The organism is Enterobacter sp. RHBSTW-00593 (assembly GCF_013784105.1).
In the GTDB taxonomy this organism is placed as follows: domain Bacteria; phylum Pseudomonadota; class Gammaproteobacteria; order Enterobacterales; family Enterobacteriaceae; genus Enterobacter; species Enterobacter ludwigii.
In genome coordinates this window covers 22,808-44,844 of record NZ_CP056393.1, presented here as the reverse complement: position 1 = coordinate 44,844, position 22,037 = coordinate 22,808, and the positions used below count along the sequence as shown (strand labels likewise).

The window sequence follows — 22,037 nt, the reverse complement described above, 5'->3', positions numbered from 1 at the left end:
CCCGGTTTTTTTATTTCGGATACGCCGTGCCGTTAGCGATAAACGCTCAGCGCGACGCCTTCCCCACCACCTACGCACAGCGCGGCGACGCCACACTTGCCGTCATTACGGACCAGGGCATGAACCAGCGTCACCACAATCCGGCAGCCGGATGCGCCTATCGCATGCCCAAGCGCGATTGCCCCGCCGTAAGAACCTGACCCATAATGACCTGAGAGATATCACTGGCCTCTACGCCAGATTCTTTCAGGAGCGCCTGAATGACCCAGCTTCCCAGGTCAGCGGCGGAATGCTCCGCAAGCGCGCCCAGAAATGCGCCCGTCGCCGTGCGGCGGGCTGCAATAATGACAACCTCGCTCATGCGTCACTCCCTTTCAGTCCCGGCAACGTATGACCCGTCGCAGCGATTGCCGCGCGGTAGGCGGTAAGACCGTTCATACAGGCGGGAACGCCGGCATACACCGCCATCTGTATCACAATTTCAAGCAGCTCTTCCGGCGTCACGCCGGTGTTGAGCGCGCCTCTCATGTGCAGTTCCAGCTGCGGCATAGCATTACCCAGCGTCACAAGCGAGGCGACAGTCAGCATTTCGCGCGTTTTGAGCTCCAGTCCCGGACGTCCCACCACATCCCCGAACGCATAGTCGGTTATCAGGGCGGGCAGGCCCGGGTCCAGTTCGCTCAGGCGGCGGGTGACTTTATCCGCGAGCCCTGCTTCAAGACGGTCCATGATCTCTCTGCCATAGCGCGTGCGGTCATTAATTTGACTCATAAGATTTCTCCATATGGGATTGTTTTGCGGTCAAGGTTGCAGGAATAACCGCGACAAGCAGAACGGACAGGCCGATAGCCGTGCCGGCGACGATATACAGGAGCGGCATTGAAAATGATGAAACCATCCAGGCACCGACCGACGCGCCGATACCAATGGCGGTATTGAAAAACGAAACGTAGATTGCGGAGGCCGGGAAGGCTTTATCTTCAGCCATACGTAAAACCCACGTCTGGAAGCCGACAAATATTCCTGACACGGCAACGCCCCAGATAATCATGCTGGTGAATATCAGCGCAGCAGAGAGCGAGGAACCTGACAGGCCCAGGAACAGCAGCACTGCACAGATCAGCAGTACAGACAGCGAAACCGTCAGCTTGAGATACTTATCAATCATCACGCCGGTCAGGAAATTACCGGCCAGACCCGCGATGCCGTAAACAAAAAGCACGGCGGGAATAAAGGCGGTGGACAGTAAACTCTGCGTGTGAAGCCAGGGTTCAATGTACGTAAAGGCGGCAAAGTGCGCCGTAACAGCCAGCAGGGTTGCTGAGTAAATTTTCCACAGGGTAGACGATTTCAGCACGCCCTTAAGCGCATCCAGGCCAAGCGCGCTTTTGCTTGCGATCTGGGGAACAAGCACGCTAATACCCACAAAGGCAATTACGCTCAGCGCAGCCATCAGCCAAAATGCCTGCCGCCAGCCGAAGTGGATACCAATGTAGTTGGAAACCGGTACGCCAAAAACGCTTGCTGCGGAAACGCCACCAAATACGATTGACGTCGCCGCACCAATATATCTGGCAGGAACCATGGCAACCGCCGTTGCGCCTATCATCGCCCAGAATGCACCGTGAGCAAGCGCGCCCAGCACGCGGGCACTAAGCAGCATTCCGTAGGTGTTTACCGTCGCGGCCATGACGTTAGAGATCAGAAGCACCACGGTGAGCACGAGTAAAAGCCGCTTCTTAGCCACATTGCCTAAAAAGACGGAGGCAAACAGCGCACTCAACGCCCCCACCCAGGCATAAAGCGACACGGTCATGCCCACCGCGGATTCCGAAGACCGTAATCCCTCTGCGATTGGCGTTAATAATCCGACCGGCGCCAGTTCGGTAGTGACAATAGTAAACGTTGAAATAGCCAGAATGAATAACGCAAGCCATGACCTTAACGTCATATTTTGCGGAGAGAGTTCTGAAGTCATACTACTTACCTCAATAATGGTTGAAATAATGTGCCAATTTTTTTCTGCTGCATATCGGGTAAGCGCGGAATGCTCTCCCACACAGACGGGATGCCCAATGGCTTCGAGCATTGGAATATCCGAAAGATCGTCACCATAGGCATAACAATCCGCCGGATTAATCTCCTTATCCCGGCAAAACGTCATCAGGGCGTCTTTTTTACCCGCTCCAATTGTTTGGGGCAGGCCGATTTCCCCCGTCAACTCGCCTGCGTCATTTATTATTAACGGAGCACAGAGTATGTCCGTTACCCCAAGATATTTCGCAATGGGTGACAGAATTGGAAGCATAGAGCCCGATATAAATACGGTGTACATGTTCTGTCTCTGATGGCTTTTAAGTGCTGAAACGGCACTCTCAATAAAAAATTCGTTTTCTGGCTTACGCCTGAACCATTCATGGCCCATTTCTTCCAGATAACGACAAGACACACCTTTAAACTGGCGATAATACTCTCTGTTCAGCGTCTCCCCTGGCACACCGTTTTTTACGTCGACGCGAAAGCGAGACATATAGCGTTGAAGACGATCGTTTTGATTATTTTCCCTGCACCAGAAGTCATAGAAATCAAACATGCTTTTAATATTTATTAGCGTCTCATCAACGTCAAAAAATGCGGCGTGGTTTCATCGCGCCACTGACGATACTGCTGATAGTTATGGGCGGGCACCTCAACGTGACGAAACTGAATATAATTAGATTCGGGTAAACTCTTTTTATTATCGATTGGGGATTCAACAAACTTAAGCAGTTCGCGACGAATATCGGCAGAAAGAACAGCAGAGAAACGATGGAACATGGATTCCATTTCACTCTCAGCACACGCAATTTCTTTAATGTCATTGAAAGCGCGCAGTTCCAGCAGTTCATTAACACCGTTTCTTCACAGGAAAACTAGCGAACGTTTTCATTGCTTTTTAAGGAGGTAAAGTCTTTCTCTGTAAAAGTATTTTTTAACGGGAAGCGTGACACCAGTACATATTTAGACGACATAATTACTCCGAATATTGATTGAGTGAGGATTCGGGTAGAAATTTATCAATATAGGAAACAATTGGAATTGTTAAATTTGTAATATATTTTTGGTATTACTGTTGAAATGGGTTTACTGCCCGCATTTAGCGTGTAATATCGAAATGGAAAAAAGACGAAATACCTTTTCGCATTCAGGACCCACGTATGGCCACAGCAGAACATTTAATCAGCAATAACCTGCCCAGTATCAAACAATTACAATGCTTTCTCGCTGTCGCACATGAACTGAACTTCCGTAAGGCTGCCGAACGCCTACGCATGACTCAACCGCCATTGACGCGTCAGATAAAATGCCTTGAAGCGGTTCTGAAACGTCAGTTGTTCAGCCGCAACACGCATGACGTTAGCCTCACAGAAGCAGGCCGTGCGCTGGTTGTTCAGGCTGAAAAAATACTCAAAGACATCAGTAACCTAAAAGAAGATCCTCTCTCTTCTGAAACGAGCCTGCGTATTGGACTCACACGGACCCTTAATTTTGAATATATTGAACCCGTGAATACCCAGCTTCACAAAATGAACGCGGGAGATGATGTCGAAACGCCGGACCTGACGTCAGCCCAACTGCTGCAAAGCTTGTCTAAAAACATGCTGGATCTGGTGCTGACCGGTGAAAAAGGAACGGGTCATGAAGACATTGTTCAATACCGCTGGGTCTGCCAGGAACCGTTGCTCATCGCAATGCCCTCTTTACATCCTGCCAGCCTGAAAGAGAAAGTCGCGCTGGAGGATATTAGCGATCTTCCCATTTTCTGGTTTTCCAGAAGTGCCAACCCGTCATTTTACGACAAATGCGAAAGCTACTTTGATACGCTGAAAACGCCGCTGAAGCGGATAAAAGAGCCGGATGATACCCTTGTGATGCTAAGCCGTATCGCAAGAGGGAAAGGATTTGCGCTGCTGCCTCAGTCGAAATGCACCTTTAATCAGGAAGGACTTTGCTACCGTGAACTCACGGACGCCGAGGCAAAAAGGTTAAACATAGATATCTATGCCGCCACTCGCCTCAATGAAAATAGAGAGGAGATCCTTAACGCACAGAATGTGTTATGCGGGAAAACGGCTTAATGCAGGTAAAACACGCCCTCTTCCGCCAGGAAAAGCTGGTTATAGCGTAACTGGAAGGCGTTTAGCTCCTGCGGATCGGGCTCCATTTCACGCATAAAACCCAGCGTCAGACGGACCTGCGCGTCCGTGATCGGCGCGGCCAGACGGGCTTTACGCAGCATGCGGTGCCAGGCAAGCAAATTCTCTTCACTGCCGTCGACAATGCAGACCTGCCAGATCAGCAGCACCTGCGCCGCGTTTTGCAGATGCGCCTCGTCCGGGCGTTCAAGGTAGCGGATAAACTCATTGCCGGGCGTTTTTCCGAACTGGTCGATCATCGATTCTACAGGAACCGGGGTGATCCCCAGCCGCTCGCTCAGGCGTTTAATTGCGCGACGTGAATCTGAGGTCAGGACCCGAAATCCCACCACAAACACCACGGCAAGCGTTGCCAGCATTATCCAGACCATGCGTTCTCCTCTACGTCAGCCGCTCATCATAGCGGGAAACGCGCGGCGTCGACAGCGGGCAAGGCCATAATAGTGCAGTGAAAAAAGGTGGAAAATCGTTATGAGGGCAGCGCCACGTGTGCTGGCGAGTAGTGCGCGGAAGACAGCCCGCGCAGAACGGGCTGCGGGGCTGTTGCTTTAGACCGGTCAACGTACCTGCAGCCCTTTCAGCAGCGCGTCATGGAAGCGCTGAGGGTCCTGCATCTGCGGCGCATGGCCCATGTCGTTAAACTCAACCAGCGTCGCATGCGGAATGCGTTTTTCCGTCTCCTTACCCAGTACTGCATAGTTGCCCAGCGTCTTGCGGATCGCCGGCGGGGCGAGGTCTTTCCCGATGGCGGTGTTGTCTTTGGTGCCGATCATCAATAATACCGGCATCTTCAGTTCACCAAATTCGTAGATCACCGGCTGGGTATAAATCATGTCGTAAAGCAGGGCTGAGTTCCAGGCGACACGCGTTTTGCCCGGCCCATTGTTCAGCCCGGCCAGCATCGTCACCCAACGCTCATACTCCGGCTTCCACTCCCCGGCATAGTAGGTATTTTTCTCGTACTGACGAATACCATCGGCGCTGGTTTTAAGTTCACGCTGATACCACTGATCGACCGTAATATGCGGTACGCCGCGGGCTTTCCAGTCTTCTAAACCAATCGGGTTAACCATCACCAGCTGTTCCACTTCCTGCGGCCACATCAGCGCGTAGCGGGTCGCCAGCATGCCGCCGGTCGAGTGCCCAATAACCGTCACGCGATCGACGCCGAGCTGCTTAAGCAACGCGTGGGTGTTATCCGCCAGCTGCTGGAAGGTGTACTGGTAATGCTCGGGTTTGGTGGATTTACAAAAACCAATCTGGTCTGGTGCCACCACGCGGTATCCGCTGGCGGAAAGTGCGCGGATAGTCCCCTCCCACGTTCCGGCGCAGAAGTTTTTACCGTGCATCAGCACCACGGTGCGGCCGTTGGGTTTTTCTGGCTTAACGTCCAGATAGGCCATATCAAGCGGCTGATGTTGCGAGGTAAAGGTGAAATGCTTAACCGGCCAGGCGTAATCAAACCCCTCCAGCTTCTCGCCGTACGTCGGCGCATCCGCCGCCAGGGCGGGGGAGGCAAGCGCCACCAATAGCGCAAGACAGGATAGTCGTCGGTTTACCATGCAAGCTCTCCATAACAAAACGGACAAAAGCCGCGGGGTGCGGCAGCAAAATTAAAATGTAGAGCATTGCAGGGAGCGGGTCTGTAAAGGGGGGTAAAGGTGGGATGTAAAAAAAAGCCCGGCGGTCAACCGGGCAAAGAAGTTACCTGCACACTCAGGCTACTTTTAATTTCTGCATCCGATTTTCACGGCGGATCTTACGTTCTTCCAGCACCGCGACCATCGCCATCAGGACGATACAGCCGATGGCGGCGGCATCCAGCGCGGCAAAGGTGCCCGCCCAGCCGGTGAGGCCGAAAATCGGCGTGCCGTCGGCGATCATACCCAGACCCAGCTTGGCGAAGCTGTCACCGATCAGGTAGGCGAAGGTGCCTTTAATTCCATCGGCAGCGCCGATCGCTTTTTTCGGTACGAAGCCGACTGCTGCCACGCCGATCAGCAGCTGTGGACCAAACACCAGGAAACCGAGCGCGAACAGGGACGCCAGGTAAACGTACTGGTTGCTGGCGTGCTGGTAGACGCCGAGCGTGGCGATAATCAGCGCCAGCGCGACGCAGGCCACCAGCGCGCGGCGACCATTGGCGAGGTCCGAGAGCCAGCCCCACAGCAGCGTGCCGACCAGCGCGCCCACTTCGAACAGGGTAAAGCCCTGAATCGCAACTTCTTTGGAGAGCTTCAGCTCCTGGAAGGCATACACGGTCGACCACTGGTCGATGCCGATGCGCACCACGTACAGGAAGATGTTGGAGAAACAGAGCAGCCAGATCACTTTGTTTTTCAGCACGTACTCAACAAAGATCTGCCATTTGGACATCTCGTTTTCTTCGGTCTCTTTGTCCTCTTCGCTGATCTCCTCGCCGAACAGCTCTTCGGCTTTGCCGAGGCCGTACGATTCCGGGGAGTCGCTGCCGTAGCGCAGGCCAATAAAGCCGACAATCAGGGCGATAATCGACGGGAAGATAAACATACCGATCACGTGGCCGTCGAACAGGTAGTTTGCGCCGAACAGCGCCACGCCTGCCGCACCCGCCCCGCCGAGGTTGTGGGAGATGTTCCACATGCCGAGGTACGAACCACGCTTGCGGCGAGGGGTCCATTTGGTGATGGTGGAGTAACTGCACGACCCGCCGGTACTCTGGAAGAAACCGCTCAGGGCGTAGAAGGCGATCATCATGAACAGGCTGACGGAGCCCGCGCCCATGCTGGCGCTGAAGCCGAGCATACAGATGGCGGAGAGGATCAGCATAAACGGCAGGAACTGCTTGGTGTTTTTGCCGTCCGCGTAGTAGGAAACGACGGTTTTACCCACGCCGTAAGTGATGGAGAAGCCCAGGCCAATCATCCCCAGCTGCGTCATGCTCAGCCCGTAGGTTGAGATCATGTCGTTCTGCGCGATGTTAAAGTTTTTGCGGATCAGGTACATGGTCAGGTAGCCGATAAAGACCACCAGGTAAGACTGCATGAACGGTTTGAACCACATTTTACGCCGCACATCGAGCGGCAGATCCAGGGTCGGCTTGCGCACCTGATTTAAGAAGGCCAGCATGATTGGTTTACTCCTGAGCTGATTTTTGCAGCATTGTAAAAACCAGCCGGGAGCGACGCCTGAGACAGCGTCCAGGTGAAACCAGGAAAATTTCTTAGTTTTGCGCCATTCGGGATGAAAAGGTGAAGCACATCACGCTTCGTGTGCCTCGCGCGGCGCCTGCGCATGCAGGAACGGCAGCAGCAGCAGGGCCGAAATTCCTGCCGCGATGGCGATCACGGCGAAGAAACCGCTCCAGTGCCAGACGTCGATCACCCGCGCCAGCGGCCAGCCGGAGAGCGATGCGCCAAGGTAAGCAAACAGCCCGACAAAGCCCGTCGCGGCCCCCGCGGCGTCTTTGTGTGAACACTCCGCCGCCGCCATGCCGATCAGCATCTGCGGGCCAAAGACGAAAAAGCCGGTGGTGAAGAAACACGCCGCCTGCATCACGTAGCTGGCAAACGGCATCAGCCATAGCGAACCAACGGAAAGCAAAATCCCGGCGGCGAAGATCAGGTTCATCGGCCCGCGGTTACCGTTGAAGAGCTTATCCGAGCCCCAGCCCGCCACCAGCGCGCCGATAAAGCCGCCCAGCTCGAACATCGTCACCGCCGAGTTGGCGGTCACCAGATCGACACCCAGGGTTTCGGACATATACAGATTGCCCCAGTCGTTGATCGCCGCACGCACCACGTAGACCAGCACGTAGCAGAGGGAGAGTAACCAGATATAGGGATTTAACAGCACATATTTGGTGAGGATCTCTTTACGCGTCAGCCCTGCACCTTCCTGCTGTTGAGCGACTTCCATCTCGTCGTGCCGCCAGTCGCCTACCGCGGGCAGGCCCACGGTTTGTGGCCTGTCACGCAGTCGCCAGCAGAGAAACAGCCCGGCAACGATCGCCAGCCCGCCGGCAATCATCATTCCCGTGCGCCAGCCGTAGTGCAGCGCCGCCGCCCCAACCACCATCGGAATAAGCGCCCCCCCGACGTTATGCGCCGTGTTCCAGATAGCCCACCAGCCGCCACGCTCGTTGCGCGAGTACCAGGCGGTAAGCAGACGGGCACACACCGGCGCGCCCCATCCCTGGAAAAAGGCGTTCAACGCCCACAGCAGCGCAAAGGCCCAGAGCGAGGTGGAGAAGCCAAACAGAATGTTCACCACGCCGGTGGCAATGAGTCCAGAGCCCATAAAATAACGGGCATTCGAGCGGTCGCTGACGATACCGGAGAAGAACTTCGACAGGCCGTAGGTGATGTAAAACAGCGTCGCCAGCAGGCCAATATCGGTGCGTGTCATCACCCCGCTGGCGAGGATTTCCGGCGCGGCGGCGTTGAAACTTTTGCGGGTAAAGTAAAAAAGCGCATACCCCAGCCAGATGGTGATCAGGATATGGCGACGCCAGTAACGATAGCGGGCGTCAATTTCACGTTTATCGTTTAGCGGGGCGGCATTCGCCGGGGTTTTAAACATGCTGACTCCTCAGCGGTAAACTGACGCTGACACGCGTGCCGTGGGTGCAGGAGATGGTCAGGGTACCACCCAACGCCTTGACGCGCTCACGCATGCCCGCCAGGCCAAAACCCAGCTGGCCGGAGCCCGGCGGCAGACCACAGCCATCATCTTCAATCACCAGCATCAGGCGTTCATCCTGTTGCCATCCCTGCAGCGTTACCGCGCTGGCGCTCGCGTGCTTAACAATATTATTCAGCCCTTCCTGACAGACGCGGAACAGCGTGACGCGCTGACCCTCGCTCAGCAAAGATTCATTGATGCGCCAGTCAAGATGGCTGACGATCCCGCGGCTTTCCAGCTCCATCTCGCGCATCAGAGACCGTACCGCCTGCTCAAGCGTAAGGTCGTCCAGCTGGCGCGGTCGCAGCCTGCCAAGCAGTCGCCGCACCGAGTCATACACGCCAAGAGAGAGCTGTTCGATATGTGCCCCGCCCTGCTTTACGCCGGCGTTTTCGGCCGCCAGACGCTGAACGATGCCCGCCTGAGTGCGAATGGCGGTAATGGTCTGGCCGATGTCATCGTGCAACTCGCGGGCCACCTCCTGCCGGACGCTCTCTTCCGTTTCCAGCAGGCGTTCTGCCAGACGGCGATTACGCGCCAGCTCGGTTTGTAATGAGTGGTTAAGTTCACGCAGGCGCTGAATCCCGGCCCCCAGCAGCAGCCCGGTCAGGCTCTGGGCCAGCAGGGAGAGCAGTAAATCGACGGGGTGATCGTGCCAGGTCTGGCTGGCAATCAGCGCGATAGCGTTCATCAGGGTGGCAATCAGCGCGCCCTGCCAGCCGTAGTGCCACGCAAGGGCAATAATCGGCAACGCCAGGCAAAACGGGGTAAAGCGCGACAGCTCATCGGGCAGGCCAAGCTGCAGCCACAGGCTGATCGCAAACAGCAGCAGATACCAGATAAGATGCCGGGCGCGCCAGTTTACCGGCTGAGAGACCAGCGCCGGTCCGAGCGGCTGCCAGACGTTACTGGTGAGGTAGTGCCAGATAACCAGGCAGGTGGGAGCCAGCGTCAGACCGCCGGTCAGCGTCAGCAGAAGGGCGTTAAGCATCTCCTCCTCGCCGGTCCAGGGCAGGGACTGCAACAGCGCGGCGGCAATCAGCGCCGCCCCCTGACGCAGCAGCGTGCGCCAGTCGCGCTGGTGACGGTAACGGGAGATCAGCGCCACCGGGATCAGCGTGAGTACGCTGCCCGTCACCAGTAAAGGCAAGTGCGCCAGCGCCACCTCCTGCGCCAGCCAGACCAGCATCAGCCATTCGGCGCCCAGCAGTACCGGCCAGAAACCGCGCGGACATTGCAGCATCAGCCCCAGACGCAGGCCAAACGGGAAAAGCAGCACCGCCAGCTCCGGGCGTTCAACCAGATGCAGGCTGATGCTCCACAGGCAGAACCAGGCGGCGGAGAAAATGGAAAAACTGGCAGCAACGGCGATCAGCCGTGAAAACAGCGGGTTCATTGCCAGCTGTCGAACATGCGGCGCGCCAGTTCAACGTCATTACTGACGCCGAGTTTTTCCATCAGGTTAGCGCGGTGAACGTGAACGGTTTTTGGCGACAGCCCCAGGTCCACGGCAATCTCTTTCACCGACATCCCCTGTGCCAGTTTTTCTGCCACCTGACGTTCGCGTCGGGTGAGTGGGTCTTGTCGCCCTGCCGCCAGCTTGATGGCGATATCCGGCGTCAGGTAGCACCCGCCGGTGGAGACCGTGCGCACGGCAGCGATCAGTTCGTCCGGGCTGCAGCGCTTGGAAAGAAATCCCCGTGCGCCTGCGTTCAGTGCCTGCTCCACCAGCGCCGGGCTGTCATGGACCGAGAGCATCACGATCGCCATCCCTTTCGGCAACTGGCTCAGCAGCTCGAGTCCGGAGAGATCCGGCATCGAGATATCGCAGATACAGACCTGGACACCGCGCCCGGGCAAACCTGCCAGCGCCTCACGACCGGAGCCGAACTCCGCCACCACCTGAAAATCAGGCTCAAGGTTCAGCAGCTGGGCAAATCCGGAGCGGACGATGAGGTGGTCGTCGATAAGGGCGATGGTGGTCATGGCGCGTTCCTGGCGGGTTAAAAAACGCGCTTACCTTAACGATAAGCGCGTGGGGGTTCAAGCTTTGCGCTATTTACTCGAAGAACACCGCAATTTTGTTAAACATGGTGGGATCGGACTGGTTGCGCACCACTTTCTCGACATCTTCCAGCTTATCGATCTGCGCAATCATCTGCTCCAGACGCTGATCGTCATTCACCAGTAGCCAGATGCGGCTGTGCTCGCTGCCCTGGATGGGCAGACAAAGGATACCTTCCACGTTAAATGCGCGGCGGGCAAAGAGCCCACAGACGTGCGTCATCACGCCAGGGTGGTTGCGGACGGTGAGTTCCAGAATGACGTTATCATGTTGTTTCTGCATGGCTTATTCCCCCACCATCTCAGTATTTGCCGCACCTGGCGGCACCATCGGGTACACTTTTTGTTCAGGATCGATACGCACGTGGATCAGCGCCGGGCCAGGACGAGAAATCGCCGCCTGCAGCGCCGCATGAGGGTCCGCTTCGGCGTTCAAATCGCAGGTATGCAGGCCAAAACCGGCGGCAATCTGCATAAAGTTAATCGTTCCTGGATAGGTCGCGGCAAACACGCCCTGCGTATAGAACAGACTCTGCTGCTGGTGCACCAGCCCCAGCGCCTGGTTGTTCATCAGGATGATTTTCACGTCTAACTGGTTTTCGGCTGCCGTCGCCATTTCCTGAATGTTCATCATCAGGCTACCGTCACCGGAGAAGCAGATCACCTTGCGATCGGGATTGGCCAGCGCCGCGCCCACTGCCGCCGGCAGGCCAAAGCCCATGGTCCCCAGTCCACCCGAGGTCAGCCACTGACGCGGACGGTTCAGCGGGTAGGCCTGGGCGGTCCACATCTGGTGCTGGCCCACGTCGGTGGTGATAATCGCGCTGTCATCAACGCAGGCGGCCACGGCGTTAATCAGCCCGTAATGGCTCAGCGGGTCCCCCTCGGTTGGGATAGCGCCCGGGAACTCTTTTTGCAGATCGGCAACCAGCTGACGCCAGTCGGCGCGATCGGAAGCGTTCGTTTGCGGAATCAACTGCGCCAGCACCTCGGCAACATCACCCTGAATCGCCACGTGCGGCTGCTTGATTTTACCCAGCTCGGCACGGTCGATATCCACATGAATGATTTTGGCGTTCGGGCAGAACTGCTCGGTCTTGCCAATCGCCCGGTCATCAAAACGTGCACCCAGAACAATCAGCAAATCCGCTTCTTGCAGAATGTAGTTCGTGCTGCGCGCGCCGTGCATCCCCAGCATACCCAGCGACAGCGGGTGCGCTTTTGGCAACATACCCAGCGCCATCAGGGTCATGGTGGTGGGCAGGCTGGCTTTCTCTGCGAGCTGGCGTACCGCGTCGGAGGCATTAATCGCCCCGCCACCCAGATAAAGCACCGGGCGTCTGGCGGCGTTAATCATCGCCGCTGCAGCCTGCACGCTCTCTGCGCTGAACTGCGGCGCTGGCGCACGTTCACCCGGCTCCGGCAGCACGTCAATCTCGATCTCTGCGGTCTGAACATCCTTAGGAATGTCTATCCACACCGGGCCGGGACGGCCGGATTGCGCAATACGGAACGCATCGCTGATAACCTGAGGAAGCTCGGCGATATCGCGAACTAAATAGTTATGTTTAGTGATGGGGATAGAGATGCCGTAGGTATCCACTTCCTGAAACGCATCGGTACCGATCATGGAGGACGGCACCTGGCCGGTGATGCAGATCAGTGGAATTGAGTCCAGGCGCGCGTCAGCGATAGCGGTGACCAGGTTAGTCGCACCCGGGCCACTGCAGGCCATACAGACCGCGGGTTTGCCCTGCGTACGCGCCATACCCTGAGCGATGAAACCCGCGCCCTGCTCGTGACGCGCCAGAACGTGACGAATCTGCGTGCTTTGGCTTAACGCATCATACAGCGGCAGCACGGTGCCGCCCGGGATCCCCGCAACCGTGGTGATGCCCTGTCGTTCCAGCAAATGAACGATTAACTGCGCGCCCGTGAAACGCGTTTTGGTGGATGTTGTGCCCGAACTTGCCATGCTCCAGTCCTTTTCTTCTGAGCCGACTTTCCGGGGAGGGTCCTTAAACGAAAAACCCCGCCCGGTTTGCGCCGGCGGGGTTTTGGATTCGTGTGTTGATCCAGTCCCTACGGCGCATTGCCGACGACCACCACCACACGCACGACGACCACTGCGGCTGGTTGCGCAGTTGCTAGTAGGGTCGAGGTGAACATGGATGCTGTCATTGGGGACCTGTGTTTGGAATCTATTGATAGAATTTATACAAACACAGCTTTTCGGGCATGACAATGGAAATATTTTCATCTGCGCAAAAATGCGTCGAAGATCACGTTTCGTTTGTTGCGTGCAGAAAACAAAAAACCTCGCCTGAGCGAGGTTTTTTTTCAGAGGTTTTGCGGTTGGTCGCCGCAGAACACACTGTGTTACGTCAACGCAAAAAGTATACGCGATCGAAGACGAACGCGCAATTCGGGCACGGATTTTGACGTTTTTGAGTATGGACCGCCTTCTGAATTTTGTCCAAAAAATACTGTTCATGCATACAGTATTTATCTATACTGAGGGTGTTCGCAGTGAGCGAGGGGGCCGCAGTTCTACCGGCGCAACGAAGTCCTGGCTGAAACGGGTGGTGCCGTCAGTGCCTTAACCCCCTGAAGTGAGCACACTGTGTTACGTCAATCCAGGTGCTGGTCACAGGCGGCGGAAAGGTACGCCAGCATCGTGCTCCTTTTAACCAAAAGGAGACGCGTATGAGCGTAGTGGATATGGTGATACTTATCCTCAAACTCATTGTTGCTGTACTGCAACTACTTGATGCTGTCCTGAAATACCTTCGGTGATTCAGGTTCAAGTCGCACCTGAGAGGGGCGGGCAACCGCCCCTCTTTAATAACGAGGGAATGCTATGTCGCGTCTGTTAATTGAGCCTGTCACGCCAGAAGAACCTGGCTATATCGCCTTAAAGGCCGAAAGTATCGCATCGAATTTCAACATGCTGCGCCGGCTGGAAGAGAACTGGCAGCGCGGTGAAAACCGTTTTAACGCACCGGGCGAAAAGCTGCTGGGCGCCTTTTTGAACGGCAAGCTGGTGGGCGTATGCGGTCTTAACCGCGATCCCTTTAGCCAGCAGCCGCGCGCCGGCCGCATTCGTCATCTCTACGTCAGCGAGAAGTGCCGCGGGCTGGGCATTGGTAAGCAGCTTCTGACTGTGGTAATGGCCGATGCCAGCATCTGGTTTGATTTTCTCAATACCCACGCGCCGGACGCTGCATACGGGTTTTATCATCAGGCGGGCTTTACGCTGGTCTCGGATGAACCACGGGTCACACACCGTCTGTTTTGCGCGGTGTGACCGGCTGGCAGCATCAGGTTGTGAATGTTACAGTTGAGTGACAATTCACCGCCAGATACGCCATGACCATTACCGTCTTCTGCATTTTACTGTTCGCCGCGCTGCTGCATGCCAGCTGGAACGCCATTGTTAAAGCCGGTACAGACAAGCTCTATTCAGCAATCAGCGTTAGCGGTTCCGCCGCGTTTATCGCCCTGGTATTACTGCCCTTCTCCCCACAGCCGTCTGCTGCCAGCTGGCCGTTTTTAGGGGTCTCCTGCGCGCTGCAGGTGGTGTACACGGTGCTGGTTGCAAAGACCTACCAGGTCTCCGATATGAGCCAGACCTATCCGCTGATGCGCGGTACGGCACCGCTGCTGGTGGCATTGATAAGCGTGCTGGTGCTGGGAGATAGCCTGTCATGGCTCGCGTGGTCCGGCATCGCCGTGATCTGCCTGTCGATTCTGGCTATGGCCATGAACGGCCGCATGACGTCGCGTAAGGGGGTCTGGCTTGCACTGCTCAACGCCTGCTTTATCGCCGGGTATACGCTGGTCGACGGCACCGGCGTGCGGTTATCAGACACCGCGCTGGGCTATACGCTGTGGACCTTCTTTATGAATGGCTTCTGCCTGCTCTTGTGGGCGATGATGGCACGCCGACGGGAAGCCTCCAGATACCTGCGTACGCACTGGAAAAAAGGGCTGCTCGGGGGTATCGGCACCATGGGCTCTTACGGGCTGGCGCTCTGGGCGATGACCCAGGCTCCGCTAGCCGTGGTCGCCGCCCTGCGTGAAACATCCATCCTCTTCGGGGCGCTGATCGCATTTGTGCTGTTAAAAGAGAAGGTTGCGGGCCTGCGTATCGCGGCCGCAGTAGGAATTGCGGGCGGGGCGATCCTGCTGCGCCTGGCATAAATCACTGGCAACATTAGTTGCCGATCTTGTTTACAAATCCTGCCTTTACCCCTTCTGACATTCATCACAGGAATGCTTAATTTGTCATCTCTCTGTGGTAGATTCCTCGCGCATTTATGGGAATGCGTAGTCACTTATTCTTTATTTCTCTCTTTTGGCAAAAGTATTCAGCGACATGAAAAAACACAGGAACGTTAACTTATTGTTGATGCTGGTGTTACTGGTGGCCGTCGGTCAGATGGCGCAAACCATCTACATTCCGGCGATCGCCGATATGGCAAAGGAACTTAACGTCCGCGAGGGCGCAGTACAGAGCGTAATGGCAGCTTATCTGCTGACCTATGGCGTTTCGCAGCTGTTCTATGGACCGCTGTCTGACCGCGTCGGGCGTCGCCCGGTGATTCTGGTGGGTATGTCCATTTTCATGGTGGCGACGGTGATTGCCATTACCACCCATAACCTGACCATATTGATTGCCGCCAGCGCCCTGCAGGGTGTCGGCACCGGCGTCGGAGGGGTGATGGCGCGAACCCTGCCACGCGATCTCTATCAGGGCACCCAGCTCCGCCATGCCAACAGTTTGTTAAATATGGGGATTCTGGTGAGCCCGCTGCTGGCGCCGCTGATTGGTGGCCTGCTCGATACGATGTGGTCCTGGCGTGCCTGCTACGCTTTCCTGCTGGTGCTGTGCGTAATTGTGACCTTCAGCATGGCGCGGTGGATGCCGGAAACCTGGCCAACGGACGCGCCACGCACCCGCCTTATCACCAGCTATAAAACGCTGTTCGGCAACGGCGCGTTTACCTGTTATCTGCTGATGCTGGTTGGTGGCCTGGCGGGTATTGCCGTGTTTGAAGCCTGCTCCGGCGTGCTGCTGGGTGCCGGGCTTGGCCTGAGCAGCATGGTGGTCAGTATCCTGTTTATTCTGCCCATCCCGGCCGCGTTCTTTGGTGCCTGGTTTGCCGGCCGACAGAACAAGCGTTTCTCAACGCTGATGTGGCAGTCGGTGATCAGCTGCCTGCTGGCAGGTCTGATGATGTGGATCCCGGGGCTGTTTGGCGTGATGACCGTCTGGACGCTGCTGATCCCGGCGGCGCTGTTCTTCTTCGGCGCGGGGATGCTGTTCCCGCTCGCCACCAGCGGCGCAATGGAGCCGTTCCCGTTCCTCGCAGGCACGGCGGGCGCACTGGTGGGGGGACTGCAGAACATCGGTTCCGGCGCGCTGGCCTGGCTCTCGGCGATGATGCCGCAAACTGGCCAGGCTAGTCTGGGGTTGCTGATGACGCTGATGGGGCTGCTGATTTTACTGTGCTGGCTGCCGCTGGCGTCGCGTGTTCCCCATCACGAGCAGCCGGTTTAACCGCATGATGGCCCGGCTTCTCGCCGGGCTTTTCACAAACAGGCGCGATCATGGCCTGCAGCAGCGGCTCTGGCGCTGGACGCCAGGCGCCCTCTTCCCCGTCGTAAAACTGAATATCCGCGTTGATAGCGTAGGGAACTTTGGTCTTTTGCAGTTCGCAGGCCATAAACGAGGCAAACGCCATTTGCGATGCGGTTGGGGTGAAGTGATTTGATTCACCCACGCCCCAGCCGCCCACCCAGCTGACGTGACCGGTTTTTTGCTGCCAGTGCAGCGCGGTCGCAATGCGATTATGGATAGCCGCTTTCTCCGCCACCGTCCCGGACGTCCACGGATATTTACCGTTACTCTTTAGCGGACCCCACGGGAAAATGTGCCACTCCGCCAGCAGATAATTTTGGCTGTGCGCCGGGAGTTTCAGGCTGAGGAGATCCTCTGGCGCAGCCCGCAGACGTGGCGCGATGAAGATCATGCGATTAGCATCAATTGCATGAATGTCTTTGACGGTTTTCTCATAAACCCGGTTAAGCGACGCGGCGTTATGGTTGAGCTTGTCCGCCGGTTCATAAATCAGGTCAAAACCCAGCAGGGGATAGCTTTGGCCGAAGTAGTGCGCCACGGCAATCCACCAGTTAATCACCTCTTTTTCCGTCTCGGCTTTCGGGTCGTTTTTATATTCATCGGCCTGATAAGCGATAATCGGGATCACCCCGTATTGCTCGCAGGCTTCCACCAGCTTACGCAGATGAATCAGCCGCGCCTCCGTCGGTTCATCGGCCACGCGGATACGCACATGGCTGATACCCTTCGCACGAAAATCGCGAACCACCAGCGGATCGAACTCCCGAATGCCGCGCTCGGTGCGCGCCCAGTCTACGTCCATCCCCACGCCCAGCTTTTGCGCATAAAGCACAGCCGTCAGCGGTGGCTCAGCGGCAATCACCCAGCCGGAAGAGAACAGTAACGCAGTGGCAATCAAAGGCTTTAACACGGTGTACCTTGCGAGAAATCAAAAGCATTACCTGTATTTAGCACGCTTTTTCACATTTGGTGTAGCGCCAAAGCGTAATAATTCTTCAGCCAGCCAGTTCTCTCAGCCAGCTAATAAAGGCATCTATTTTCGGCCACTGTCGTCCTGGCAGGGTCGACATGTAGTAATGCTGATGGCATTTAAGCGTTTTCTCCCCAAACGGTGCAATCAACTCACCGCGTTCGAGCCGCTTTTGTACCAGCCGTTTTCGCCCCATCGCGACCCCGACATGGTTCATTGCCGCGACAATCGCTAAATCAGAGCGATCGAAGCCAATGCCCGATGATGATGGCATGTTCACTGCAAAATGTGCCGCCCAGCTGAGCCATTCGTCGGTACCGGAATCGTTGCTCCAGGCCTGGCGATCGTGCAGGAGCGTACAGTGGCTGAGGTGGGCGGGGTTTTTCAGCAGGTCATGTTCCCGGGCATACGCCGGCGAGCAGACGGGTAAAATCGCCTCGTCCATCAGGAAGTGATGCGTCAAATTGGCTGGCGGCGTATCGTCGAAATAGAGCGCCAGATCGATACCGGTTCGCTGCATATTGACGTTTTCATTGCCGGTCAGGATGGTCAGCGAGATCGCGGGATAACGCCGGGTGAAATCCCCGAGCATGGGCACCAGCCAGCACTGGGCAATCGACGGACGAGAGTAAACCGTCAACGTGCCGGACAGCGCCTGGTTCTTGATATCCAGGATCTCCTGGTTCAACGTATCCAGCGACGATTTCAGCGTCCAGTAGACGCGTTTCCCCTCCTGCGTCAGCTCCACTTTACGGTGGGAGCGGACAAACAGCGCTATCCCTAACTCCTCTTCCAGCAGGTTGATACGGTGACTCACCGCACTGGGGCTGAGCGACAGCTCCTCCGCCGCCAGCGCGAAGGACTCGTGGCGGGCGGCCACTTCAAACGTATACATTTTTGACAGCTGCCAGCCGTTTAACAGCCGGTTTCGGCCTTCATTTGCGTCATTCATCGCACTTCTCACACAGACTTTTGCTGCTCAGGATACCGCTCAAAGTTGAATTTATGTGAACCAAACACGCATTAAGTGCGCTTTTTTGAGTCCAGTCACGCGTTTGATCCAATCTGGCTCACCTGAAAGGCAATTTATATCGTTTGTCAGCACCCGCTGATTTTTCGTCCAATACCCGTAAATAACATAAGGGTGAGGTGAGATATGGGTGCTCAGGTCTGGGTTGTGGCGACGCTGCTCATCAGCATCGCGTTAATCGTATTAACTATCGTAAAACTGAAGTTTCACCCGTTCCTGGCGCTGCTGCTGGCGAGCTTTTTTGTCGGTGCCATGATGGGAATGCGCCCGCTGGACATGGTGAATGCCATTGAAAGCGGTATTGGCGGCACGCTCGGCTTCCTGGCGGCGGTGATCGGGCTTGGCACCATCCTCGGCAAAATGATGGAGGTGTCCGGTGCGGCAGAACGCATTGGGATAGCGCTTCAGCGTTGCCGCTGGCTGTCAGCTGATGTCATCATGGTACTGGTGGGGCTTATCTGCGGCATTACGCTGTTTGTTGAAGTCGGCGTCGTCCTGCTGATCCCGCTGGCCTTCTCCATCGCCAAAAAGACCCATACCTCGCTGCTGAAGCTGGCCATTCCCCTCTGTACCGCGCTGATGGCGGTGCACTGCGTGGTTCCGCCGCACCCGGCGGCCCTGTTTGTCACGAATAAACTGGGGGCGGACGTGGGGACGGTTATCGTCTACGGTCTGATGGTTGGCCTGCTGGCCTCGCTGGTTGGCGGCCCGCTGTTCCTGAAATTGCTGGGCGATCGCCTGCCCTTCAAAGCCGTCCCGGCTGAATTTTCTGACCTCAACGTTCGTGAAGAACATACGCTGCCCTCGCTGGGAGCCACGCTGTTTACCGTGCTGCTGCCCATTGGCCTGATGCTGGTGAAGACCCTCGCCGAGCTGAATATGGCAAGAGAAGGCACGCTGTATACGCTGCTGGAATTTATCGGTAACCCGATCACCGCCATGTTCATCGCCGTGTTCGTCGCCTATTACCTGCTGGGGCTGCGCCAGCATATGGGGATGGGTACGATGCTGACCCATACCGAGCACGGCTTTGGCGCCATCGCCAACATTCTGTTGATTATCGGCGCGGGCGGCGCGTTTAACGCCATCCTCAAAACCAGCGGCCTGGCCGATACCCTGGCGCACATTCTGTCGAACCTGAATATGCACCCGATCCTGCTCGCGTGGCTGGTGGCGCTGGTTCTGCACGCGGCGGTGGGGTCGGCCACGGTGGCGATGATGGGCGCAACCGCCATCGTCGCACCCATGCTGCCGCTCTATCCCAACGTCAGTCCGGAGATCATCACCATTGCCATCGGTTCCGGTGCCATTGGCTGCACGATCGTGACCGATTCCCTCTTCTGGCTGGTGAAGCAGTACTGCGGTGCCAGCCTGAACGAGACCCTGAAGTACTATACGACGGCGACGTTTATCGCCTCGGTACTTGCACTTGGCAGCACATTCCTGCTTTCTTTCATTATCTGAGCGCGAAGAGACGTACTATGGAAAACGCAACTATCAGCACCTTAACCGCACAGTTCCCTCTGATTGAGGATCTGATTGCCCTGAAAGAGACCACCTGGCTAAACCCACGCACCACCTCGCTTGCTGAAGGGTTGCCGTATGTCGGGCTGAGCAAAGCCGATGTGGACGACGCGCATGCACGCCTTAACCGCTTTGCGCCGTATCTGGCAAAAGCGTTCCCCGAAACGGCGGCCACGCAGGGGATTATCGAGTCCGAGCTGGTGGCTATCCCGGCGATGCAGAAAAGGCTGGAGAACGAATCGGGGGTGGCCATTCCCGGCACGCTGCTGCTGAAAAAAGACAGTCATCTGCCTATCTCTGGCTCCATCAAAGCGCGCGGGGGCATCTATGAAGTGCTGACTCACGCCGAAAAACTGGCGCTGGAAGCAGGGTTACTGAGCGTCGAAGACGATTACAGCATCCTGCTGGAACCGCGTTTTAAAGCGTTCTTCAGCCAGTACAGTATCGCGGTGGGATCCACCGGCAACCTCGGGATGTCCATTGGCATCATGAGCGCGCGCATCGGCTTTCAGGTTACGGTGCACATGTCTGCCGATGCCCGTGAGTGGAAAAAAGCCAAACTGCGTAGCCACGGTGTGATCGTCGTGGAATATGAGCAGGATTACGGCGTGGCGGTGGAGCAAGGACGTAAGGCCGCGGAGAGCGATCCGAACTGTTTCTTTATCGACGATGAGAACTCCCGCACGCTGTTCCTCGGCTATGCGGTGGCAGGCGAGCGGCTAAAAGCGCAGTTTGCCGCGCAGGGCCGCGTGGTGGATGCGGAACATCCGCTGTACGTCTATTTGCCCTGTGGCGTCGGTGGCGGTCCTGGCGGCGTGGCGTTTGGCCTGAAGCTGGCCTTTGGCGATAACGTACACTGTTTCTTCGCCGAGCCGACACACTCCCCGTGCATGCTGCTGGGCGTCTACACCGGGCTGCATGATGCCATCGCCGTGCAGGATCTGGGTATCGACAACGTGACGGCCGCCGACGGGCTGGCGGTTGGACGCGCGTCTGGCTTTGTGGGCCGGGCGATGGAGCGGCTGCTTGACGGGTTCTATACCCTTTCCGATCAAAGCATGTACGACATGCTCGGCTGGCTGGCGCAGGAAGAAGGCATTCGCCTTGAGCCGTCGGCGCTGGCGGGCATGGCCGGGCCGCTGCGTGTTCCTGTCGCATCCGCGAACGCGACCCATCTGGTCTGGGCAACCGGCGGCGGAATGGTGCCGGAAGACGAGATGGCGAAGTACCTGGCTAAAGGGAAAAAATAAACTGCAGATGGGTGACCGCAAACAGCAGTGACAACGACAGCACCGCGAGGGCGATCAGGAACTTATCGCGCACCGCCTTCGGCTGTACAAAATCGTCCTGCGTCACATCCATTACGTTGCGACTGCGGGTATAGCGCCACAAAACGATCGCCACAAGCGCCAGCACGACCAGTGAGATCCAGAATGGCACGCCTGTGCGATGCCAGTTGTGCTTGATGGCGAGGGCAATCAGCGCGCCATACCCCAGTAACGTACGCAGCCAGGCCAGCGACGTCCGCTCCGGCTGCAGGCCGGGGTCGGCTTCGCGTCGCGCTTTGCGGTTATCCACCATACAACACCAGCACCATCACCACGCCCGCTACCGCCAGCAAAATCATGCTGATGATGAGTAACCCACGCGTATAGGGAAGATCCTGCTTGAGCCGCATCGCCTTTTCGTTACGCAGCCAGCGCAGGTAGCCGTAAATGGCCAGCACGCCGGCAAACAGGCACAGCAGCAACGCCAGCACTTCGCGGATCAGCGGCGTGGCAAAATCAGGCGCGAGCTGGTCAAGCCCCACACCTGCGGCGAGAAAGCCCAACGCGGTGCGGATCCATGCGAGGAACGTACGCTCATTAGCCAGCGAGAAGCGGTAGTCAGGGGCTTCACCGAGGCGGGAAATTTTCATGAAGATTCCTTGTCTGCTACAGGCAGGTT

24 protein-coding genes and 2 pseudogenes are annotated in these 22,037 nt (G+C 56.8%); 7 read left to right on the top strand and 19 right to left on the bottom strand.

What is annotated here, in order from left to right; genetic code table 11:
* Positions 1 to 32: 32 nt before the first annotated feature.
* The 6 genes and pseudogenes from HV242_RS00230 to HV242_RS00205 form a co-directional block, all read right to left on the bottom strand.
* Positions 33 to 188: pseudogene (locus HV242_RS00230) on the bottom strand (acetyl-CoA C-acetyltransferase); the annotation flags it as partial.
* The gene (locus HV242_RS00225) at positions 158 to 361 is read right to left on the bottom strand and encodes a thiolase family protein (RefSeq protein ID WP_032679297.1); all 204 of its coding nucleotides are present in this window, start codon (positions 359 to 361) and stop codon (positions 158 to 160) included. The pseudogene HV242_RS00230 and the gene HV242_RS00225, both read right to left, overlap by 31 nt.
* On the bottom strand, positions 358 to 771 hold the full coding sequence (locus tag HV242_RS00220) for a carboxymuconolactone decarboxylase family protein (protein WP_025206518.1): 414 nt from the start codon (positions 769 to 771) through the stop codon (positions 358 to 360). The genes HV242_RS00225 and HV242_RS00220 overlap by 4 nt, the downstream gene beginning before the upstream one ends.
* Positions 758 to 1,978 carry an MFS transporter gene (locus HV242_RS00215; RefSeq protein ID WP_063858526.1) on the bottom strand — a complete coding sequence of 407 codons (1,221 nt, stop codon included), beginning with the start codon at positions 1,976 to 1,978 and terminating at the stop codon, positions 758 to 760. The genes HV242_RS00220 and HV242_RS00215 overlap by 14 nt, the downstream gene beginning before the upstream one ends.
* Before the next feature lie 123 nt (positions 1,979 to 2,101).
* A pseudogene (locus tag HV242_RS00210) lies at positions 2,102 to 2,593 on the bottom strand (HAD family hydrolase); the annotation flags it as partial.
* Between the two features lie 14 nt (positions 2,594 to 2,607).
* Positions 2,608 to 2,826: a hypothetical protein gene (locus tag HV242_RS00205; protein ID WP_050737659.1), complete on the bottom strand. Its 219-nt coding sequence runs from the start codon at positions 2,824 to 2,826 to the stop codon at positions 2,608 to 2,610.
* Positions 2,827 to 3,197: 371 nt separating this feature from the next.
* Between HV242_RS00205 and HV242_RS00200 the strand changes: the two genes are divergently transcribed.
* Complete coding sequence (locus tag HV242_RS00200; RefSeq protein ID WP_020882730.1) at positions 3,198 to 4,118, top strand: LysR family transcriptional regulator; 921 nt, start codon at positions 3,198 to 3,200, stop codon at positions 4,116 to 4,118.
* Here the strand turns inward: HV242_RS00200 and HV242_RS00195 are convergent.
* The 9 genes from HV242_RS00195 to ivbL form a co-directional block, all read right to left on the bottom strand.
* Entirely contained in the window at positions 4,115 to 4,567 is a 453-nt protein-coding gene (locus HV242_RS00195) for a DUF1198 domain-containing protein (protein WP_050737660.1), read from the bottom strand. The genes HV242_RS00200 and HV242_RS00195 overlap by 4 nt on opposite strands.
* 186 nt (positions 4,568 to 4,753) lie before the next feature.
* The gene (locus tag HV242_RS00190) at positions 4,754 to 5,758 is read right to left on the bottom strand and encodes an alpha/beta fold hydrolase (protein ID WP_050737661.1); all 1,005 of its coding nucleotides are present in this window, start codon (positions 5,756 to 5,758) and stop codon (positions 4,754 to 4,756) included.
* A 154-nt stretch (positions 5,759 to 5,912) separates the two neighbouring features.
* Positions 5,913 to 7,304, bottom strand: coding sequence for a hexose-6-phosphate:phosphate antiporter (gene uhpT / locus HV242_RS00185; protein WP_020882733.1), 1,392 nt, complete (start codon positions 7,302 to 7,304; stop codon positions 5,913 to 5,915).
* Positions 7,305 to 7,436: 132 nt separating this feature from the next.
* On the bottom strand, positions 7,437 to 8,756 hold the full coding sequence (gene uhpC / locus HV242_RS00180; protein WP_014167989.1) for an MFS transporter: 1,320 nt from the start codon (positions 8,754 to 8,756) through the stop codon (positions 7,437 to 7,439).
* The gene (uhpB, locus tag HV242_RS00175; RefSeq protein WP_014167988.1) at positions 8,749 to 10,254 is read right to left on the bottom strand and encodes a signal transduction histidine-protein kinase/phosphatase UhpB; all 1,506 of its coding nucleotides are present in this window, start codon (positions 10,252 to 10,254) and stop codon (positions 8,749 to 8,751) included. The genes uhpC and uhpB overlap by 8 nt, the downstream gene beginning before the upstream one ends.
* Entirely contained in the window at positions 10,251 to 10,844 is a 594-nt protein-coding gene (gene uhpA, locus HV242_RS00170; protein WP_014167987.1) for a transcriptional regulator UhpA, read from the bottom strand. The genes uhpB and uhpA overlap by 4 nt, the downstream gene beginning before the upstream one ends.
* Before the next feature lie 73 nt (positions 10,845 to 10,917).
* Positions 10,918 to 11,205 (bottom strand): acetolactate synthase small subunit, encoded by a 288-nt coding sequence (gene ilvN / locus HV242_RS00165; protein ID WP_014167986.1) that lies wholly within the window; start codon positions 11,203 to 11,205, stop codon positions 10,918 to 10,920.
* 3 nt (positions 11,206 to 11,208) lie between these two features.
* Positions 11,209 to 12,897: an acetolactate synthase large subunit gene (gene ilvB / locus HV242_RS00160; RefSeq protein WP_050737662.1), complete on the bottom strand. Its 1,689-nt coding sequence runs from the start codon at positions 12,895 to 12,897 to the stop codon at positions 11,209 to 11,211.
* Positions 12,898 to 13,004: 107 nt separating this feature from the next.
* Positions 13,005 to 13,103 carry an ilvB operon leader peptide IvbL gene (ivbL, locus tag HV242_RS00155; protein ID WP_071605430.1) on the bottom strand — a complete coding sequence of 33 codons (99 nt, stop codon included), beginning with the start codon at positions 13,101 to 13,103 and terminating at the stop codon, positions 13,005 to 13,007.
* A 525-nt stretch (positions 13,104 to 13,628) separates the two neighbouring features.
* Here ivbL and tisB point away from each other — a divergent pair.
* The 4 genes from tisB to emrD all read left to right on the top strand — a co-directional run bounded on the left by tisB (position 13,629) and on the right by emrD (position 16,485).
* Positions 13,629 to 13,718, top strand: coding sequence for a type I toxin-antitoxin system toxin TisB (tisB, locus tag HV242_RS00150; RefSeq protein ID WP_020684667.1), 90 nt, complete (start codon positions 13,629 to 13,631; stop codon positions 13,716 to 13,718).
* Between the two features lie 64 nt (positions 13,719 to 13,782).
* On the top strand, positions 13,783 to 14,229 hold the full coding sequence (locus HV242_RS00145) for a GNAT family N-acetyltransferase (RefSeq protein WP_014167984.1): 447 nt from the start codon (positions 13,783 to 13,785) through the stop codon (positions 14,227 to 14,229).
* 62 nt (positions 14,230 to 14,291) lie between these two features.
* Positions 14,292 to 15,125: an EamA family transporter gene (locus tag HV242_RS00140; protein ID WP_032680035.1), complete on the top strand. Its 834-nt coding sequence runs from the start codon at positions 14,292 to 14,294 to the stop codon at positions 15,123 to 15,125.
* A 175-nt stretch (positions 15,126 to 15,300) separates the two neighbouring features.
* Positions 15,301 to 16,485: a multidrug efflux MFS transporter EmrD gene (emrD, locus tag HV242_RS00135; protein ID WP_050737675.1), complete on the top strand. Its 1,185-nt coding sequence runs from the start codon at positions 15,301 to 15,303 to the stop codon at positions 16,483 to 16,485.
* Here the strand turns inward: emrD and HV242_RS00130 are convergent.
* Together HV242_RS00130 and dsdC are read right to left on the bottom strand one after the other, a co-directional pair.
* Positions 16,388 to 17,476 (bottom strand): cellulase family glycosylhydrolase, encoded by a 1,089-nt coding sequence (locus HV242_RS00130; protein ID WP_050737663.1) that lies wholly within the window; start codon positions 17,474 to 17,476, stop codon positions 16,388 to 16,390. The two genes, emrD and HV242_RS00130, sit on opposite strands and share 98 nt — an antisense overlap.
* Positions 17,477 to 17,561: 85 nt before the next feature.
* Positions 17,562 to 18,488, bottom strand: a complete 927-nt coding sequence (gene dsdC / locus HV242_RS00125) for a DNA-binding transcriptional regulator DsdC (protein ID WP_025206531.1) — start codon at positions 18,486 to 18,488, stop codon at positions 17,562 to 17,564.
* A gap of 204 nt (positions 18,489 to 18,692) precedes the next feature.
* Between dsdC and dsdX the strand changes: the two genes are divergently transcribed.
* Together dsdX and dsdA are read left to right on the top strand one after the other, a co-directional pair.
* Positions 18,693 to 20,030 carry a D-serine transporter DsdX gene (gene dsdX, locus HV242_RS00120; protein WP_014167979.1) on the top strand — a complete coding sequence of 446 codons (1,338 nt, stop codon included), beginning with the start codon at positions 18,693 to 18,695 and terminating at the stop codon, positions 20,028 to 20,030.
* A 17-nt stretch (positions 20,031 to 20,047) separates the two neighbouring features.
* Complete coding sequence (dsdA, locus tag HV242_RS00115) at positions 20,048 to 21,340, top strand: D-serine ammonia-lyase (RefSeq protein WP_032680040.1); 1,293 nt, start codon at positions 20,048 to 20,050, stop codon at positions 21,338 to 21,340.
* Here the strand turns inward: dsdA and HV242_RS00110 are convergent.
* Positions 21,324 to 21,671: a DUF202 domain-containing protein gene (locus HV242_RS00110; RefSeq protein ID WP_014167977.1), complete on the bottom strand. Its 348-nt coding sequence runs from the start codon at positions 21,669 to 21,671 to the stop codon at positions 21,324 to 21,326. The genes dsdA and HV242_RS00110 overlap by 17 nt on opposite strands.
* Positions 21,661 to 22,008, bottom strand: coding sequence for a YidH family protein (locus HV242_RS00105; RefSeq protein WP_020882741.1), 348 nt, complete (start codon positions 22,006 to 22,008; stop codon positions 21,661 to 21,663). The genes HV242_RS00110 and HV242_RS00105 overlap by 11 nt, the downstream gene beginning before the upstream one ends.
* Positions 22,009 to 22,037: the final 29 nt, after the last annotated feature.

What these genes read in the sequence shown, in the direction of transcription:
- HV242_RS00225 (WP_032679297.1), bottom strand. Translation starts at nt 361, where the DNA reads ATGAGCGAGGTTGTCATTATTGCAGCCCGCCGCACGGCGACGGGCGCA.
- HV242_RS00220 (WP_025206518.1), bottom strand. Translation starts at nt 771, where the DNA reads ATGAGTCAAATTAATGACCGCACGCGCTATGGCAGAGAGATCATGGAC.
- HV242_RS00215 (WP_063858526.1), bottom strand. Translation starts at nt 1,978, where the DNA reads ATGACTTCAGAACTCTCTCCGCAAAATATGACGTTAAGGTCATGGCTT.
- HV242_RS00205 (WP_050737659.1), bottom strand. Translation starts at nt 2,826, where the DNA reads ATGGAATCCATGTTCCATCGTTTCTCTGCTGTTCTTTCTGCCGATATT.
- HV242_RS00200 (WP_020882730.1), top strand. Translation starts at nt 3,198, where the DNA reads ATGGCCACAGCAGAACATTTAATCAGCAATAACCTGCCCAGTATCAAA.
- HV242_RS00195 (WP_050737660.1), bottom strand. Translation starts at nt 4,567, where the DNA reads ATGGTCTGGATAATGCTGGCAACGCTTGCCGTGGTGTTTGTGGTGGGA.
- HV242_RS00190 (WP_050737661.1), bottom strand. Translation starts at nt 5,758, where the DNA reads ATGGTAAACCGACGACTATCCTGTCTTGCGCTATTGGTGGCGCTTGCC.
- uhpT (WP_020882733.1), bottom strand. Translation starts at nt 7,304, where the DNA reads ATGCTGGCCTTCTTAAATCAGGTGCGCAAGCCGACCCTGGATCTGCCG.
- uhpC (WP_014167989.1), bottom strand. Translation starts at nt 8,756, where the DNA reads ATGTTTAAAACCCCGGCGAATGCCGCCCCGCTAAACGATAAACGTGAA.
- uhpB (WP_014167988.1), bottom strand. Translation starts at nt 10,254, where the DNA reads ATGAACCCGCTGTTTTCACGGCTGATCGCCGTTGCTGCCAGTTTTTCC.
- uhpA (WP_014167987.1), bottom strand. Translation starts at nt 10,844, where the DNA reads ATGACCACCATCGCCCTTATCGACGACCACCTCATCGTCCGCTCCGGA.
- ilvN (WP_014167986.1), bottom strand. Translation starts at nt 11,205, where the DNA reads ATGCAGAAACAACATGATAACGTCATTCTGGAACTCACCGTCCGCAAC.
- ilvB (WP_050737662.1), bottom strand. Translation starts at nt 12,897, where the DNA reads ATGGCAAGTTCGGGCACAACATCCACCAAAACGCGTTTCACGGGCGCG.
- ivbL (WP_071605430.1), bottom strand. Translation starts at nt 13,103, where the DNA reads ATGACAGCATCCATGTTCACCTCGACCCTACTAGCAACTGCGCAACCA.
- tisB (WP_020684667.1), top strand. Translation starts at nt 13,629, where the DNA reads ATGAGCGTAGTGGATATGGTGATACTTATCCTCAAACTCATTGTTGCT.
- HV242_RS00145 (WP_014167984.1), top strand. Translation starts at nt 13,783, where the DNA reads ATGTCGCGTCTGTTAATTGAGCCTGTCACGCCAGAAGAACCTGGCTAT.
- HV242_RS00140 (WP_032680035.1), top strand. Translation starts at nt 14,292, where the DNA reads ATGACCATTACCGTCTTCTGCATTTTACTGTTCGCCGCGCTGCTGCAT.
- emrD (WP_050737675.1), top strand. Translation starts at nt 15,301, where the DNA reads ATGAAAAAACACAGGAACGTTAACTTATTGTTGATGCTGGTGTTACTG.
- dsdC (WP_025206531.1), bottom strand. Translation starts at nt 18,488, where the DNA reads ATGAATGACGCAAATGAAGGCCGAAACCGGCTGTTAAACGGCTGGCAG.
- dsdX (WP_014167979.1), top strand. Translation starts at nt 18,693, where the DNA reads ATGGGTGCTCAGGTCTGGGTTGTGGCGACGCTGCTCATCAGCATCGCG.
- dsdA (WP_032680040.1), top strand. Translation starts at nt 20,048, where the DNA reads ATGGAAAACGCAACTATCAGCACCTTAACCGCACAGTTCCCTCTGATT.
- HV242_RS00110 (WP_014167977.1), bottom strand. Translation starts at nt 21,671, where the DNA reads ATGGTGGATAACCGCAAAGCGCGACGCGAAGCCGACCCCGGCCTGCAG.
- HV242_RS00105 (WP_020882741.1), bottom strand. Translation starts at nt 22,008, where the DNA reads ATGAAAATTTCCCGCCTCGGTGAAGCCCCTGACTACCGCTTCTCGCTG.